Below are 15,620 nucleotides of genomic sequence, written 5' to 3'. Positions count from 1 at the left end.
ATCAATGTGCGGGGAGGTGGGGGGCAACCAGCCGGCAGACTCGCGTGCCCGGCTGACAGCGACACCCATTCAGGGTGTGGGGTCGTCTGTGGAAGGTCGTGGGTATGTGTCACATCCATCCACCACGCTCCACTCAAGATTGTCACCCGTGAACGGGCCAGCGGTCCGTCGCGCACCCCCGCCGCGGGGAAGTAAGGGGCGCGCTGCGCGCGGGAACCCGTAAGGAGTAACGCGTTGCCACCTGACTGCGCCGCGCGGTGTGGTTGGGTGGCAACGCTTTACTCTTTACGCCGTCAGCGGCCTTCAGGCCGCCGCTACCCCGTCGTATCCGGCGGCACCACCACCGGCGCCGCCGTATCCGCGCTCGGCGCCGCCTGTGTATCGGCCCCCGGGGTGGCGCTCGCGCCACTGTCCGCCGCCACCTTCTTCCTTGGCTTGCGCGACGCGGCCGCGGCCGGAGCCGTCGTTGTCGCCGACGAGACGCTGTCGGCCTTGCCGCCGGTGACCTTCCCCACCATCGCCTTCGCCGACGCGCCCATGGCGCTGATCTGGTCGGCCAATTCGCGCGCCAGCCCCGACGGCTGCTTCGAACCGTAGAACCACACGCCGTACGTCATGGCGCCGGCCATGACGATGTAGGGGAAGATCGACTGCCGGCGCCGCACCGCCACCGGGTCCTTGCGGCGCTTGGCCTCCGCCTTCTGCGCCTTGGTCTTCTGCGTGGAGACGGCCTTGGCCGGCGTGCGCAGACTCGAGTTGTCCACCGGGGTGCGCGACGCCACATGCAGCATGCGCTGCCCCAGCGCGTGCCGGTACATCTCCGCCGTCTGCGTGGGCGTCATCTCCTCCACGGCGTTCGCCAGCGCCACCCCGAACTCCGCCACAGAGGGATAGCGGTCGCCCGGATCGGGAGCCAGCGCCTTATCGAACACCGCCTGCAAGCTGTTCGGCCAGTCGAGATCGTCCCGCACTTCCTCGAGGCGGCGCGGCCGGCTCGTGAGCCGGGCAATGAGCGACTCCTTCGACGAGGCATTGGCGAAGGCCTCGTGCCCCGTAAGCGCAATGAACGCCACCAGCGCCAGCGAGTATTGGTCGGAGCGCGAGTCCAGCACATCCCCCGACAGCTGCTCCGGCGACATGTACTCGGGGGTCCCCACCGCGAAGCCCGTCCGCGTGACCTGCTGCGTGCCGCGCTCCATCGTGCGCGCAATGCCGAAATCCACCAGCTTCACGACGAACGTGCCGTCGGGGCGCTTGGCGATCATGATGTTGTCGGGCTTGATATCGCGGTGCAGGATCCCCAAATCATGCGCGGCCTGCAGCGCGTCGGCGGCCTGCGCCACGATGTCGGCCCCCACCACCGGGTGCATGGCAATCTCGCGCTTGAGCAGCGTCGAGAGCGCCTCCCCTTCGATGTACTCCATGGCGAGGTACACCAGCCCCTCGTCGGTTTCACCGAAGTCGAAGATGCTCGCGACATTGGGGTGCGAAATCTTCGAGGCATTCTCGGCTTCGCGGGTGAAGCGCTGCAACGCCTCCGGTTCGTGCACCAGTGCCGGTCGCATGATCTTGATGGCGCTCTTGCGCTTCATGCGCACATGCTCGGCCAGATACACCTGTCCCATCCCCCCCTCACCCAGCTGCTGGATGATGCGGTACCGGCCGCCCACCATCTTGCCGATGAGGTTGGCTTCGGATTGCGGGACCAGCGGGGTACCGTCCTGCGAACAGAACCCGATGCCCTCGTCGTATTCGGCCCCGCACAGGGGGCAGACCTGGGTGGCACTCACAGCAAGCGAAGCTACAGGCGAGGAACCGGATGGCAAGCACCGCGCACCTGGCCCGACGGTCACCATTTGTGCCCGGGCCGCGCGTCGGTACTGCGCTGCCGGTGCGTTTCGGTATCTTCCAGATCATGCTACGTACCCGATCCCCGATTTCGCGCCGTGCGCTTGCCCTCACGACGCTCGCCGTCTGCGCCGCCCTCGCCGTGCGGCCGCTTCCTGCGCAACCCGCTTCCGGCTGGTCCCAGGCCGGCACCCAGGGCGACTATCGGGTGCGGAACTTCGTGTTTCGTACCGGTGATACCCTCCCCGAACTCACGCTGCACTACACCACGCTGGGACGTCCGCAGCGCGACAGCCGCGGGGTGGTGCGCAACGCCGTGCTCATTCTGCACGGCACCGGTGGCAGCGGGCGCGGCTTCCTGTCGGCCAGCTACGCGGGGGAGCTGTTCGGGCCCGGGCAGCTGCTCGACAGCAGCCGGTACTACATCATCCTCCCCGACGGCATTGGTCACGGCGGGTCAAGCAAGCCCAGCAGCGGGCTCAAGGCGGCGTTCCCCCGGTACGGCTACGCCGACATGGTGGCGGCGCAGTATCGGCTGGTCACCGAACATCTGGGGGTGAACCACCTGCGCCTCATCATGGGCACGTCCATGGGGTGCATGCACGGATGGATGTGGGGGTACAGCTATCCCACGTTCATGGACGGGCTGGCGCCGTTTGCCTGCGTGCCCACGCAGATTGCCGGCCGCAACCGCATGATCCGCACGATGGCCATGGACGCGATTCGCGCCGACCCGGCGTGGAACGGCGGCAACTACACCAGCCAGCCGCCGGGACTACGGGCGGCGCAGATGATGCTGTACATCATGTCGAGTGCACCGCTCGTGCAGCAGGCGCAGGCGCCCACGCGCGACCAGGCCGATTCGGTCATTCGCGCCTACCTCGACGCCCGCATGCGCAGTACCGACGCCAACGATTTCCTGTATCAGTTCGACGCGTCGCGCGACTACGATCCGTCGCCGCATCTGGCCCGCATCAGTGCACCGGCGCTCTTCATCAACTCCGCCGATGATCAGGTGAATCCCCCGGAGCTGGGGCTCGCCGAGGCGCTGGCGGCGCGCATGCCGAAGACCCGCTTCATTCTGCTGCCCATCGGGCCGGAGACCCGCGGTCATGGCACGCATTCGCTCCCGCGCGTCTGGGGAGCGTACCTGCGCGAGTTTCTCACCACGTTGCCGCAGCGATGACGGCCACGCTGGCGCTCGACCTGCCGCGCGCCTCGGTCACGCAGCTCATGACCCGGGCGCTGCGGTTGCGCTGCCCGCACTGCGGCGGCGGTCGCATCTTCGCGTCCTTCTTTCAGCTCAAGACCAACTGCCCTGGTTGCGGGTTGCGCATGGAGCGCGGCGAAGCCGACTACTTCGTTGGCGCCTACCTGTTCAACCTCATCGCGGTCGAACTCATTCTGTTCGTGTGCGTGTGCGCCTTCGTGGTGTTCACGTGGCCCGATCCCCCCTGGGATCTGCTCACGTACGTGACCGGCGCCCTCATGCTGGCGGGGTGCCTGCTCTGTTATCCGTTCGCCAAGACCACGTGGCTGGCGGTGGACCTGGCCATGCGTCCGCTCACGCGCGAGGAGCTCGAGTGGCACCAGCGTGGCGGCGACGTGGGCGACCGGGAGCTCCCGCACCTCTGACCTGGCGCCCATGAAGCGCACCAGTACGTCGGGGCTGCGGCGATGGACACACGTTCGCGCGGTGCTCTGGTTCGAGGTGCGGGCGCAGCAGCGCGAGCCGCTCACCACGCTCTATGCGCTCGTCTTCTTTCTGCTGGCGCTGGGGTACGCGTCGTCCAGTGCGGTGGAGCTGGTCGGCAACCGCGGCGCCGTGCCGCGCACCGCCCCGTGGGCGCTGCTGCTCGCGTTCGGCGGTCTCACCGCGTTCGGTCAGGTGATCACCACCATGATCGCCACCACCGCCATGCTGCGCGACGAAGCGCAGCGCACGCGGGCGCTCGTGGCCACGAGTGGGCTCGATCCGCGCACCTGGTTTCTGGCGCGGCTGGCAGCGGCGCTGGTGGTGATGCTGGCCGTGTATGCCGCCATGCCGCTGGGGGTGGTGGTGGGCACCGCACTCGCCGGCGGCGCCGTGGGGGCCGCAGCGCAGGGGGGCGCACGTGCCTACCTGCTCATCACCGTGCCCACCGTGTTCACGGTCACCATCCTGCTGGCAAGTGCCGCGCTGATCACGCGGCGCGTGCTGGGAGTGCTGGCGGCGGCACTGGCGCTGGTGGGACTCTGGCAACTGGCGCTGGCGCTGGCGGCGCAGCCGGCGGTCGCCACGGTGGGCGCCCTGCTGGACCCCTTCGGCAATGCACCGGTGCTGGTGGCCACACGCGCGTGGAGCGAAGCGGCGCGCACTGCGGACGTGGTGCCGTGGCGCGGCGTGATCGCTGCCAATCGCCTGCTCTGGAGCGCCCTCTCGCTTGCGCTGCTGCTGCTGGTGCTGCGGCGCTACGCCGCGCTGGCGTTCACCGAACCGGTCCGTGCGGAGTCGCCAATGCGCGACGCCCATGCCACACGCACCCTCTCACGGGCCTCGTCGGCCGTCGCCTCGCTGCGCCGCTTCACCGCCTCATGGATGGTGCACGATGGCGGCTGGCGCATTGTCCGTGTGCTGGCGGTACTCAATGCCACGGCCAACGCGGCAGCGCGACCCATCACGAGGACCGCGGGCGAACCGCCCTTCGTGGCCGTCCTGCTGCTTGTCAGCGAACACGCGCGCCTATTCCTCATCCTGCTGGCCACCGTGTATGCCGGCGAACTCGTGTGGCGAGATCGCGATGTGCGCGTGCACGAGGTGGTGGCCGCCCTGCCGGTATCGCGTACGGCGCTGCTGCTGGGGCGCGTGCAGGGGCTGTTGCTGGCGCAGGGGCGCATCGTGCTGCCGCTGGCCGTGTCGGCGCTACTGGTGGCGGCCTTCCGCGGCGATGCCTCCACCACGCACGGTGCCGCGTGGCTGGCCCAATGGGTGGCGTGGAGCCTGTTCGTGCTCTGGCTGCCCTTTGCGCAGCTCACGCTGCTGTCGCTCGCCGTGCACCTGCTGCTCGACCACAAGGTGGCGGCGCACCTGCTGCTCATTACCGGCTGGGTGCTGGCGGTGGTGCTGGATGGTCAAGGGGTGAGCGCCTGGTGGGTACGCTTCGCGGAACCGCCGCCCCTGCTCATCGATGGTGTGGTGGCGTGGGCACCGCTCCTTCAGCGCGGCGCGTACTGGACCGCGGTCAGTGCCGTGCTGCTGCTGGTGTGCCGACGGTTTTCGCGGCAGGGAGCAGCGGGCCGGTGATGAGGGCGAAGGGCACAGGGGCATGCGGAAGGGGGCGAGGCCGAAGGGAAATCCCCTTCCGCCTCGCCCCCTGACCCCCTGCCACCTGCTCCCTCCCTTGTCATCAACGGCCGCGCTACCGCGCGGCCGTTACTTCTCCGTGATGATCAGGTACCGCGACGCCGCCCAGAACTTGGCCGGATCGGTGATGCGGATGTTCTCTCCGCGGAACGAACCGTCCTTCTCCTTCTTGGCCGCTTCGATGAGCCCGGCGTCATGGCGGGACACGATGCGATAGGGGCGGTCGTTGCGCGGCAGTGGAATGGTGAGCACCTCGCGGCGATCGGCGCGAGTAAACCGCGCTTCGTTGAGGGAGCGGGCCGGTACCAGCGTCTTCCCGAGCTTCACGATGAGCAGTCCGCGCGAGCCACCCTCTTCGGTCACCACGCCGTCGGCGAGCAGCTGGCGGCGTGTGCCCACGACGTAGAACACCCGGTTCTCACGCACATCCATCGCCTTCACGGTGTCGGTGAGCACGGCCTTCTCGGCGGTCAGCTGCTCGTTCGCCGTGCGCAGCGAGCGGATCTCCTCCTGGAACACCGCGATTTCCTTGTCCCGCTGTTCGAGGCGCGAGTTGAGATCAGCCAGCAGCGTGGCGGCGGCGGTCGAGTCGGCACGCATGGTGCGCAGCGTGTCGAGGAGCGCCCGTACCTGCGCCTGGCGGGCGTTCAGGCGCTGGCGCATCTGCGTGAGGCGGTCGAGGATGTCCTTCTGGGCTGCCGCGGCCTCGGTCTTCCCCGATTCGTCGCTCGTGTTGACGCCCACCTTGGAGCTGATGCCGCGTACGAGGCGCAGTTCGGCATCCACCTGGTCGGCGAACTTGGACGCTTCGACCACCTGTGCGAGCGCCCGGTCTTTTTCGGCCACGGAGCCGGCCACGAGCCCCTGCAGGGAGTCACGCTCGGCGGTGGCCGACGCCAGCGCGGCGGCCAGGGAGTCGGCGCGCGCAAGGGACGCGGTGTCGGTGCAGGCGCCGAGCGTCAGCGCCGAAAGAAACACCGCAGCGGCGGAAGCGCGCTGGCGAACACGAAAGCGGTGCATGATTGACGGGTTGGAGAGGAGAGCCATCGTTCGGAAGAACGTACCGGGCGCGGCCAGCACCTGAAAGTACCTTCTGTCACAAAACGTGCATCGGCCTGTGAGGTAAATCACACCGCTTGTCCCGGGCCGGCGCGGCCATGCCCCCGCTACATCCAGCCCCGCGCCCGATAGAGCAGGGAGGCCGCCGTTTCGTAGAGGACCTCGCGGAAGGCGGCGCGGCGGTCGCTGGCGCTCTCCAGCCGCGAGGGGGCAAAGCTGCGGGAAATGGCTGGCAGGCACTCCACGGCCAGCCCCTCATGCTCGAGGGCGGCACAGGCGCGGCGGGTGTGCGAGGCCGACGTGATGGCCACCACGCGACGCCAGCCGTGGGTGCGCGCCAGTGCCGCGAAGGCCAGCGCCTCGTCTCGCGAGCTGTGCACATTCGCCACGAACTTGAGCTGCAGCTCCGGGGCAAAGGCGCCCACGAGTTCCCGCTGGTCCCGCTCGGAGTTGGGAATGCTGGCGTCGCGCTCGTCACCCACCACGGAGAGCGCGATGGTGGGAATGGCGCGGCGTTTGGCCTCGCTCACCCCGGACAGCAGCCGTTCCAGGGCCTGCCCCATGACGCGCCCTTCCGGCGTCACGGTGCCGGAGAACACGACCACGGCATCGGGCGGGGCGCCGGCCATGGGGGCGTCACGCCGCACGAACGGCTGAAACAGCGTGCTGGCCAGCGGGGTGTACGCCACGACGCCGTGCACCAGTACCACGCACGCCGTGGCCATCCACAGCCACGCCCCCCAGGCCGAGGTGGCGAGCAGTGCCCCGCCAAACAGGAAGACGGCGCGGGTGATCAGACCGCCCACGCCCAGCAGCGACAGCACCCCCAGCGACCAGAGCAGCTCCATGAGGAACAGTCCCAGCAGCGCCCCGGCGAGCCGCACTCGCCACGCGGGGGCGCGCACGCCCACATCGGCGCCGCGCCCCCGGAACAGCAGATCACTCACACCTTCTCCAGCCGTTCACCATGCGGTCACTCCTGCGTGACCTTCGCCGCGGGCGGCTGGGTGTACTTCTCGAACCAGCTGCGCAGATAGAGCTGGGTGCGCAGGAAGTTGGACGGGGTCGAGCTCGTCCCGTGCCATTCATTGTTGAAGCGGATCATCGCGGTGGGCACTTTGCGGATCTTGAGCGCCTCATAGTACTCCTCGGTTTGCCCCATGGGGGTACGCAGGTCGTTCACGCCCGTCATGAGCATGGTGGGCGTCTGCACGTTGCCCACATACATGAGCGGTGACCGCTTGAGGTGCTCGCTCGGGTCATCCCACGGATACTTGGCGAAGTTGTAGTACCAGCTGGAGCCGTCGGTGGTGCCCACGAAGCTCAGCCAGTTCGTGACCGGGCAGTTGGCACTCGCCGCAGCGAAGCGGTTCGTGTGCCCCACGATCCAGCTGGTGAGCACGCCGCCGCCCGAGCAGCCGAAGACGTACAGGCGGTTGCGGTCCACGTAGCCGCGGTTGATGACGGTATCCACGCCCGCCATGAGATCATCGTAGTCCTTGCCGGGATACGCGTTCTTGATGGCGTTGCCGAAGGCGCTGCCGTAGCCGGTGCTGCCGCGCGGATTGGTGTACAGGATGAGATACCCGTTGGCCGCGTGATCCTGGCGCGCGAAGCTGAAGCCCACGTTGTACATGCTGTGCGGGCCGCCGTGAATCTCGAGCATGAGCGGGTACTTCTTCTTCGGATCGAAGTCGGCGGGCTTCACGATCCACCCCTGGATCTTGTAGCCATCCACGGAGGTGTACCAGACCTCCTCGGTGGTCGCGAGCTGCTTGCCGGCCAGCACGTCGCCGTTCACGTCGGTGAGCCACCGCGGCGCGGGGGTGCGCACGTCGAAGGCCACGATATCGGTGGGACGCGATGCGGTGCTCATGGTCCCCACGGCGAGGAACGACTTGCCGAGATCGGTCACGGTGAGCACCTGCGCCCCCTTGGTCACCTGACGCACCTCACCCTTGAGTGACGCAAAGTACAGGTGGCGGGAGCCTTCGTTCTCGGCGTTGAAGTACACGCCTGACGCATCGGGCGCCCACATCATGCCGGCCGGCGAGCGGTCGAGCTTTTCGGTGAGCGCGCGCGGGTTGCTGCCGTCGGCATCCATCACGTACAGGATCGCGTCCTTCCAGGTGGCGTCGGTGCTGTCGTACCCGGTGTACGCGATGTAGCGGCCATCGGGGCTGGGCACGGGGCTGCCGTCGGGGCCATTGCGCTTCGTCAGCGGCGTCACGGTGCCGCTGGCCACGTCCACCTTGTAGATGTCGCTCTGGCGCCAGGTGTACTCGGCGTCGGCCACGCGATTGGAGGTGAACAGCAGCGCCTTGCCGTCGGGCGTCCAGCTGTTGCCGTTGGCGGGCCACTCTCCGCTGGTGATCTGGCGCGGCGTTCCGCCATCGGCGGGTACGGTGAACAGCTGACGCAGTCCGTTCTCCAGGAAGCCCTGCCGGTCGGCGCGGTAGCGCACCTTGGTCACCACGCGCGGCGGTTCCACCCACTTCGCACCGCGTGGTGCGGCGGGCATGGCAATGCGCCAGTCGTCGCTCTGACGCACGAGCATGCCGAAGGCGATGGACTTGCCGTCGGGGCTCCACTCGATTTCGCTCGGCGCTTCGGTGAGTCGCGTGATCTGCGTGGTTGCCCCTTCGGCGTCCATGTAGCGCACCCACAGCTGCGCCCCGCCCGGTTCACCCGGGGCCACATAGGCGATGCGGGTGCCGTCTGGGCTCCAGCGGGCGTCCGACCCCTTCACGAGGAAGCGGTTCCTCGTGCCGTCGGCGTTCATGATCCACACCGACGATTCGCGCCGATCGTTCAGCTGGTCGATCCAGGTACGCGTGTACAGCACCTGCCGGCCATCAGGGGAGAGCGCGGGGTTGCCGACATCTTCCCAGTTGAAGTAGTCGGCAAGGGTGAGGCGATCCTTGGGCGGCGCGCCCTGCGCCAGCAGGTGAGATGACGGGGCGAGCGTAGCGGGGAGGGCGAGCGCGGCCACGAGCCACACGCGCCGCCACGGACGGGTCAGTTGCTGCATCAGGAGGGATCTCCGGTTGAGGCGGGATGCCCGTGTGCACGGGCACTGCCGCAACGGTGCGCGCCGGGCGCCGTTGCCGCAACCGTGCGGTGCGGTGGGAAGGGGTGGCCGCGCCTGCGGCGCGGCCTTTGTTGACAAGGGAGGGAGCAGGGGGCAGACGGTCAGGGGGAACGGGGAAGAGGGGGCGCCCCTGCTGCCCGCCTCCTCTTCCCCTGCTCCCTGCTCCCTCCCCTGCAAACAAAAGCGGCGCGCCGAAGGCGCGCCGCGTACCACCCAAAACGCTGAAGCCGACCTCAGCGCAGCGAGTCCGCCATGGCCAGCAGGCTGTCGCGCAGGCGCACCGAGTTGGTGTCGACGAACCGGCGCACGCCCTTCCACTGGCGAATGAGGGGGTTGCGCTTGGTGATGGACGTCTCGATGACGCGGCGCTGGGACGTGCTGGCGTGAATCATCTTGCCGTCGCCCACGTAGATGCCCACGTGCGAGATGCGTGAACCGCGCCCGAACGTGAGCACGTCGCCGGGCTTGAGCGCCGCCACATCCCTGGGGACCTCGGCACCGGCGCCGGCCTGCCCCTGCGCCGTGCGCGGCAGCACCACGTCGAGCACGCCCATGGCGTAGCGCACCAGACCACTGCAGTCGAGACCGATACCGGGCTTCGTGCCCCCCAGCTTGTAGCGTGTCCCCACCGAACCGCGGGCCTTGGACACGATGCTGTCGCGCAACCGCTCGGCCGACGCATTGAACGCCGCGAACGGCTTCTTCGATTCAAGGGCAGCCCCACCCACACCCTGCGCCTGTGCCGACGACGTCGCGACGAGCGCGGCGGCGAGCACGGGAAACAAAAGGCGGAGGCGTGGAGTCACGAAGAGGGCGCGGACGGTGATCTGGCAGGCTCGGACCTTATAGACGAGCGACGGTCAAGGTATGTACGAGCCGGCCAATGCACCAGCCTGAAACGTCACGCGGCGGGAACGGTGTGGTGCAGGGCGGCATTCCCGAAACCCGAAACCCGAAACCCGAAACCCGAAACCCGAAACCCGAAACCCGTAACCCGTAACCCGTAACCCGAAACTCCCCGTAGATCGGCGATATCTCGCGTACATCGGGGAGTTTCGAGTTGCGGGTTGCCGGTTGCCGGTTGCCGGTTGCCGGTTGCCGGTTGCCGGTTGCCGGTGGCCGGTTGCCGGTGGCCGGTGGCCGGTGGCCTGCCACTTGGGCCTCCGCGTGCCTCTCCTACCGAATCCCCACCACCTTGTGGGTCTGCACCGACAGCCTCCAACGGGGGTGCGCCAGGCAGTACGCCAGCGCGGCGCGGGTATTGGCCGCCTGGTCCGGCCCGTCCATGGGCTGCAGCAGAAAGTGGCGAAACGCCAACCCCTCGAACCGCTCGGGCATGGCCAGCGGCTGCGGGTACACCAGCTTGATCTCGTCCCCGGTGGTGAGCACCACCGGGGCGTTGGCTTTGGGACTCACGCATACCCAGTCGAGCCCATCAGGCGCCGGCTGCGTGCCGTTGGTCTCGACCGCCACCTCGAACCCCACGGCGTGCAGCGCTGCCACCGCCTCGGCGTCCAGCTGCAGCAGCGGCTCGCCCCCGGTGCACACCACGAACGGCCTCACGTCGGCGGGCGCATCGCCCGGCCACCGGCTCTTCACGAAGGCCGCCAACTCCTTGGCCGTGCTGAACTTGCCCCCATCGGGGCCAACCCCCACGAAATCGGTATCGCAGAAGGTGCACACCGCCTGCTCGCGATCGGCCTCGCGCCCCGTCCACAGGTTGCACCCCGAAAAGCGGCAGAACACCGCCGCCCGCCCGGCGTTCACCCCTTCGCCCTGCAGGGTGTAGAAGCACTCCTTGACCGTGTACGCCACCGTCAGCTCGCGTACGCGATGGGGTCCCGCGCGCCGGCGTCGGCAAAGCCGCGCAGCCGCAGCTGACAGGCGTCGCAATGCCCGCAGGCGGTACCATCGGCTGCAGGGTCGTAGCAGCTCGTGGTCAGACTGTAATCCACGCCCAGGCCCTGCCCGAGGGTCACGATCTGGGCCTTGGTGAGATGCTGCAGCGGCGCATGGATGCGCAGCCGCGACGTGCCCTGCACGCCGGCCGCCGTGGCCAGGTTGGCCATCTGCTCGAAGGCGGCCACGTACTCGGGGCGGCAATCGGGATACCCCGAATAGTCGAGCGCGTTGACCCCGATGAAGATGGCATCCGCCCCCAGCACCTCCGCCCACGCCAGCGCGAACGACAGGAAAATCGTGTTGCGCGCCGGTACGTACGTAACCGGAATCTCGTTGGCCGACTGGTCCACATCGCGGTCCTTGGGCACCGCCATGTCGGCGGTCAGCGCCGAGCCGCCCCACTGCCGCAGGTCAATGTCCACCACCACGTGGTGCGCCACCCCCATGGCGTGAGCCACCCGCCGCGCCGCGTCAATCTCCACCGAATGCCGCTGGCCATACCGGAAGGTCATGGCGTGGGGCGTGTACCCTTCCCGTTTGGCCACGGCCAGTACCGTCGTGGAGTCGAGTCCGCCGGAGAGCAGCACGACGGCAGGGCGCCCCGACGGGGCCGAGTTCGGTTCACCAGTCATATCGCGCGAAAACTAACGGAGGCCGTCTGGCGGGCGTGAGCTCGCCGTCCAATTGCCCCGGCCGCCTCACTTGGCGAGTGTTCCCACATGTTCGACTGGATTTCCGATACGCAGGCGTGGATTTCCCTGCTCACGCTGTCGGTGCTCGAGATCGTGCTCGGCATCGACAACATCATTTTCATCTCCATTCTCTCCGGCAAATTGCCGCCGGAGGAGCAGCCCAAGGCCCGCTCGCTGGGGCTGGCGGGGGCGTTCGTCACCCGCATTCTGCTGCTGCTCTCCATCACCTGGGTCATGCAACTCACGCGGCCGCTCTTCGCGGTGCTGGGGCACGACATCTCGGGGCGCGATCTCATTCTGCTGCTCGGCGGCCTGTTTCTCATCGGCAAGGCCACCATGGAGATCCATCACAAGCTGGAAGGACCCGACGAAGAGCAGGAGCAGGCCGCCCGCGCCGTCCGTTCGCTCTGGACCACCATCGCCCAGATCATGGTGCTCGACATCGTGTTCTCGCTCGACTCCGTGATCACCGCGGTGGGCATGGCCGACGAGGTGAGCATCATGATCCTCGCCAATGTGGTGGCGCTGGCGGTGATGCTCGTGGCGGCGCGCCCGATCAGCGACTTCGTGGATCGCCACCCCACGGTGAAGATGCTGGCGCTGGCGTTCCTCGTCCTCATCGGCACCAACCTGGTGGCTGAGGGCATGGGGCAGCACATCCCCAAGGGCTATACCTACGCGGCCATGGCCTTCTCGGTCCTGGTGGAGATGCTGAACATCCGGGTGCGGAAGAAGGAGGGGGCGGTACGCAGGACGGGTGCCTGACCCCTTCCCGCATAGCGGGCATCACGCTGTCCACGTAAGTGGACAGCCAGAGCCGGCGCATATTGGCAAGTTGCTTTCCTGCAAGTACTTGCGGGCGTCAGCGCCGCTGGCCCCTCCTCTGCGCTGTGGGGGCATGTCCCTCAATTCGGAGTCTCCATGATGTCCTCGGTCGTTCGCTTCGTGGCCGGCGCCGCTGCCGCCTCGACCCTCGTTGCCGGCTCGGCGCTGCGGGCGCAAACCGGTGTTGGCGCGCACCTCACCCCGTACGCCGGCGTGCTGCTCACCGGCAACTGGTATGACGGGCCGGTGGGTACCAACATTGCCGCCACCAATGCCCCCATGGTGGGGGTGCAGGGGGGCATTCCGCTCACCCGTGGCGTGTCGCTGGTGGGCAACCTGGCCTATGCCTCAGGGGATCTGCGAATTGGGGGGCCGCTCAACCTCGGCATCAATGTGGGGTCGGCCAACATTTGGCTGTACGATGTCGGCCTCGAACTTGGCGGCCTTGCCGGCCGTTCACAGGGCATTGCGCCGTTCGTGCAGGGCGGCATTGGCGGCATGACCAACGATCTGCAGGTCCGGGTGCTCGAGGCGCGTTCGTCGAACGTCGCCTACACGGCCGGTGTAGGGGTGGATGTAGGGGTGTCCGACGGGTTGCTGATCCGCGTCCAGGCGAAGGACTGGATTGGCCGCTTCAACTCGGAAGACGCCATCGGGTTTCGCGCCGAGGGCAACCTGGCGCACAACTGGGCGCTGACGGCGGGTGTGAAGCTGCGCTTCTGACGGTGCGCGGCGTGATCCCGGTGCCGGCGTCGGGTCGGTAGGTTGCAGCGGTACGTTCTGCAGCGGCAGGCACTTTCTCCGGACAGTCACGTGGATCAGCTCGCGTTCACCACAGGATCACGTCGCGCCAGCGGCGTGCGCCGCACCCGTCTCCGTCTGCTTCACCGGATTCTGCCGGTGCTCGCCATCATGGCGGGCGCCGGCGCGTCGCGCTCGGCCGCCGCCCAGGCCAACAATACGCCACCCGCTGCCGCCGACAGCACCCGTCCAGCGCCATCGCGCGATCCGCTGCGCGGCTCGCCCAGCAGTGTCGGCGCGCTGGGCTCGCAGGCACGCGGGCTGCAGGATGCCTTCGAGCGCAACCATCGGTTGGGGCTGCGCTTCTACAACGGCGGTGCCGATGCCACCTGCGAAGTGCCGCTGGGGCGCATCTGCTACTGGAACAACAACGGCGACGTGCCGCCGCCGGCCGAGCGGGCCGATGCGAAGCTGGAGCGCGAGCAGCTGATGGAGCTGCTGGGGCGGGCGCAGGCGGCCGACCCCAAAGATGATTGGGTGAGCGGCATGCGCGTACGCTATGCCATCGAGGGCGGCTTCGTGGACACCGCCATCGTGGCGGCGCGCGCGTGCGGCGGCACCGAATGGTGGTGTCAGGCGCTGCGGGGACTCGCGCTGCACAATGCCAACCAGCATGTCGCCAGCGGACAGGCGTTCGAGCGGGCGCTCGCGGCCATGCCCGCCGACCAGCGGTGTGAGTGGACCGACATCACCATGTGGCTCGACCCGTTCCAGCATGCGAGCTACAAGGGGCTGGGGTGCGACGGCCGCCGTGCGCGCAACGAGCGTATCTTCCGTCTCGCGCAGCCGCTCTGGATGCTGCCGGGCAACGACCTGCGCAACGAGTTCTACGCGCGGCGCACCATGTCGCGCGTGCACGCGCTGGGGCGCATTCCGTACGACCTGCAGTGGGGCGATGACCTGCTCGAGTCGCAGGTACGCTACGGTTGGCCCACCGCGTGGTCGGTGCAGAACGGTGGGGTGGCCGACCCGCGCCCGCCGCAGGTCATCGGGCACGAGCCCACGCCCAGCTACGACTTCATGCCCACCGTGGAGGCGATCGAGAATCCGATCACGTCCACGTCGGCCGACTGGGATCCGCGGCGCAAGAAGGCGCGCATGCGCTACAGCACGCGCTACGCCGCCGGCTACGGGGCGCTGCCGCATCAGTTCGCGCGCTTCCGCCGGGGTGACACCACGTTGCTGGCGGGCGGCTATCGGCTCATGCGCGAGCTCGAAATGGGACGCGCACCGTACATGGCGGGGCTTACGGTGGACCGCCTCGACGACACCCCCGCGCGCACGGTGACGAAGGACAGTGCCGGCGCCAACGGGGCGCTGCTGGTACCGCTCATGCGTCCGTCGCTGGCGAGCCTCGAGGTGCTGGCGCCGGTGGGGAAGCGGGTGGCGCGCGTGCGCACCACGGTACAGCCGCTCACCGGCGAGGTGCGCCTCTCCGACTATCTGCTGCTGCAGCGCGGTGATCCGTCGCCCACGCCCAGCCTCGAGCGTAATGCCGGGCAGGCGTACGGCTCGCTCGAAATCGAAGGCGGTACGCAGATCGGCATTTACTGGGAGATGTATCGGCAGGCGAGCCCCGCCGCGCCGCTGCAGGTGTCACTGCGCGCCACGCGACTGGGGGCGAGCTTCATGCAGCGGTTGGGGTCGTCCATCGGGCTGTCCAAGGCGCTCACGCCGGTGTCCATTCGCTACAATGACAACGGGCGTCCCGATGGTGGAGCCGGGCGCAGCCTCACGCTGAACTTCCCCAACGTACCGGCGGGCGAGTATCAGCTCACGCTCATGGTGAGCGGCGCCGGCATCACCGACTCCACCACGCAAAGGATCAACGTGCGTCCGCGGCGGTGAGGGGGGCGGGGGGCGGCGGCAAGCGCGTGCGGCAACGACCAAAACAACAGACGGCAGACGGCAGGAACTGCAGCACGCAGTACGCTGGAATGCGGAAAAACAACACGGCGGCGTGCGCTGCGCGCCGCCGCCGATGTCCCAACCGCAAAGGAAATCGGGCGCCCTGCGAAGCAGTGGCGCCCGTTTTGTTCGACCACATCCCTGCCGTACT

At 68.3% G+C, this 15,620-nt stretch carries 13 protein-coding genes; 6 read left to right on the top strand and 7 right to left on the bottom strand.

The window, feature by feature from the left end; translation table 11 throughout:
* Window positions 1–314 precede the first annotated feature (314 nt).
* A complete protein-coding gene (locus LW840_RS12045) occupies window positions 315–1,790 on the bottom strand; it encodes a serine/threonine-protein kinase (RefSeq protein ID WP_291277052.1) in 1,476 nt (491 codons plus the stop codon).
* A 125-nt stretch (window positions 1,791–1,915) separates the two neighbouring features.
* Here LW840_RS12045 and LW840_RS12040 point away from each other — a divergent pair, with 125 nt between their 5' ends.
* Genes LW840_RS12040 through LW840_RS12030 form a run of 3 tightly spaced genes read left to right on the top strand, consistent with a single transcriptional unit; the run spans window position 1,916 to window position 5,131 of the window.
* Window positions 1,916–3,034 carry an alpha/beta fold hydrolase gene (locus LW840_RS12040; protein ID WP_291273960.1) on the top strand — a complete coding sequence of 373 codons (1,119 nt, stop codon included), beginning with the start codon at window positions 1,916–1,918 and terminating at the stop codon, window positions 3,032–3,034.
* Window positions 3,031–3,483: a DUF983 domain-containing protein gene (locus LW840_RS12035; protein ID WP_291263777.1), complete on the top strand. Its 453-nt coding sequence runs from the start codon at window positions 3,031–3,033 to the stop codon at window positions 3,481–3,483. The genes LW840_RS12040 and LW840_RS12035 overlap by 4 nt, the downstream gene beginning before the upstream one ends.
* 10 nt (window positions 3,484–3,493) lie before the next feature.
* Window positions 3,494–5,131 carry a hypothetical protein gene (locus LW840_RS12030; RefSeq protein WP_291277051.1) on the top strand — a complete coding sequence of 546 codons (1,638 nt, stop codon included), beginning with the start codon at window positions 3,494–3,496 and terminating at the stop codon, window positions 5,129–5,131.
* A gap of 129 nt (window positions 5,132–5,260) precedes the next feature.
* On the opposite strand, the gene LW840_RS12025 is transcribed toward LW840_RS12030, so the two are convergent.
* The 6 genes from LW840_RS12025 to queC form a co-directional block, all read right to left on the bottom strand.
* Complete coding sequence (locus tag LW840_RS12025; RefSeq protein WP_291267097.1) at window positions 5,261–6,238, bottom strand: hypothetical protein; 978 nt, start codon at window positions 6,236–6,238, stop codon at window positions 5,261–5,263.
* A 119-nt stretch (window positions 6,239–6,357) separates the two neighbouring features.
* Entirely contained in the window at window positions 6,358–7,197 is an 840-nt protein-coding gene (locus LW840_RS12020) for a YdcF family protein (protein WP_291267098.1), read from the bottom strand.
* Window positions 7,198–7,223: 26 nt separating this feature from the next.
* On the bottom strand, window positions 7,224–9,281 hold the full coding sequence (locus LW840_RS12015) for a S9 family peptidase (RefSeq protein ID WP_291277050.1): 2,058 nt from the start codon (window positions 9,279–9,281) through the stop codon (window positions 7,224–7,226).
* A 293-nt stretch (window positions 9,282–9,574) separates the two neighbouring features.
* Window positions 9,575–10,117 carry a C40 family peptidase gene (locus LW840_RS12010; protein WP_291263772.1) on the bottom strand — a complete coding sequence of 181 codons (543 nt, stop codon included), beginning with the start codon at window positions 10,115–10,117 and terminating at the stop codon, window positions 9,575–9,577.
* A 400-nt stretch (window positions 10,118–10,517) separates the two neighbouring features.
* The gene (queE, locus tag LW840_RS12005) at window positions 10,518–11,156 is read right to left on the bottom strand and encodes a 7-carboxy-7-deazaguanine synthase (protein ID WP_291277049.1); all 639 of its coding nucleotides are present in this window, start codon (window positions 11,154–11,156) and stop codon (window positions 10,518–10,520) included.
* A gap of 2 nt (window positions 11,157–11,158) precedes the next feature.
* On the bottom strand, window positions 11,159–11,875 hold the full coding sequence (gene queC / locus LW840_RS12000) for a 7-cyano-7-deazaguanine synthase QueC (protein WP_291260315.1): 717 nt from the start codon (window positions 11,873–11,875) through the stop codon (window positions 11,159–11,161).
* A gap of 87 nt (window positions 11,876–11,962) precedes the next feature.
* On the opposite strand from queC, the gene LW840_RS11995 reads away from it, so the two are divergent.
* From LW840_RS11995 to LW840_RS11985, 3 genes are all read left to right on the top strand, one after another.
* Window positions 11,963–12,700: a TerC family protein gene (locus LW840_RS11995; RefSeq protein WP_291260316.1), complete on the top strand. Its 738-nt coding sequence runs from the start codon at window positions 11,963–11,965 to the stop codon at window positions 12,698–12,700.
* Between the two features lie 156 nt (window positions 12,701–12,856).
* A complete protein-coding gene (locus LW840_RS11990) occupies window positions 12,857–13,483 on the top strand; it encodes an outer membrane beta-barrel protein (protein WP_291267101.1) in 627 nt (208 codons plus the stop codon).
* 90 nt (window positions 13,484–13,573) lie between these two features.
* Window positions 13,574–15,409 carry a hypothetical protein gene (locus LW840_RS11985; RefSeq protein ID WP_291277048.1) on the top strand — a complete coding sequence of 612 codons (1,836 nt, stop codon included), beginning with the start codon at window positions 13,574–13,576 and terminating at the stop codon, window positions 15,407–15,409.
* Window positions 15,410–15,620: the final 211 nt, after the last annotated feature.

Source organism: Gemmatimonas sp. (genome assembly GCF_021298855.1).
In the GTDB taxonomy this organism is placed as follows: Bacteria; Gemmatimonadota; Gemmatimonadetes; order Gemmatimonadales; family Gemmatimonadaceae; genus Gemmatimonas.
Note: the sequence above shows the minus strand (reverse complement) of the source record. Positions and strands in the feature narration are given on the sequence as shown.

Coding starts and splice junctions, on each gene's coding strand:
- LW840_RS11995 (WP_291260316.1), top strand. CDS start 11,963: ATGTTCGACTGGATTTCCGATACGCAGGCGTGGATTTCCCTGCTCACG.
- LW840_RS12035 (WP_291263777.1), top strand. CDS start 3,031: ATGACGGCCACGCTGGCGCTCGACCTGCCGCGCGCCTCGGTCACGCAG.
- LW840_RS12015 (WP_291277050.1), bottom strand. CDS start 9,281: ATGCAGCAACTGACCCGTCCGTGGCGGCGCGTGTGGCTCGTGGCCGCG.
- LW840_RS12025 (WP_291267097.1), bottom strand. CDS start 6,238: ATGGCTCTCCTCTCCAACCCGTCAATCATGCACCGCTTTCGTGTTCGC.
- LW840_RS11990 (WP_291267101.1), top strand. CDS start 12,857: ATGATGTCCTCGGTCGTTCGCTTCGTGGCCGGCGCCGCTGCCGCCTCG.
- LW840_RS12040 (WP_291273960.1), top strand. CDS start 1,916: ATGCTACGTACCCGATCCCCGATTTCGCGCCGTGCGCTTGCCCTCACG.
- queC (WP_291260315.1), bottom strand. CDS start 11,875: ATGACTGGTGAACCGAACTCGGCCCCGTCGGGGCGCCCTGCCGTCGTG.
- LW840_RS12030 (WP_291277051.1), top strand. CDS start 3,494: ATGAAGCGCACCAGTACGTCGGGGCTGCGGCGATGGACACACGTTCGC.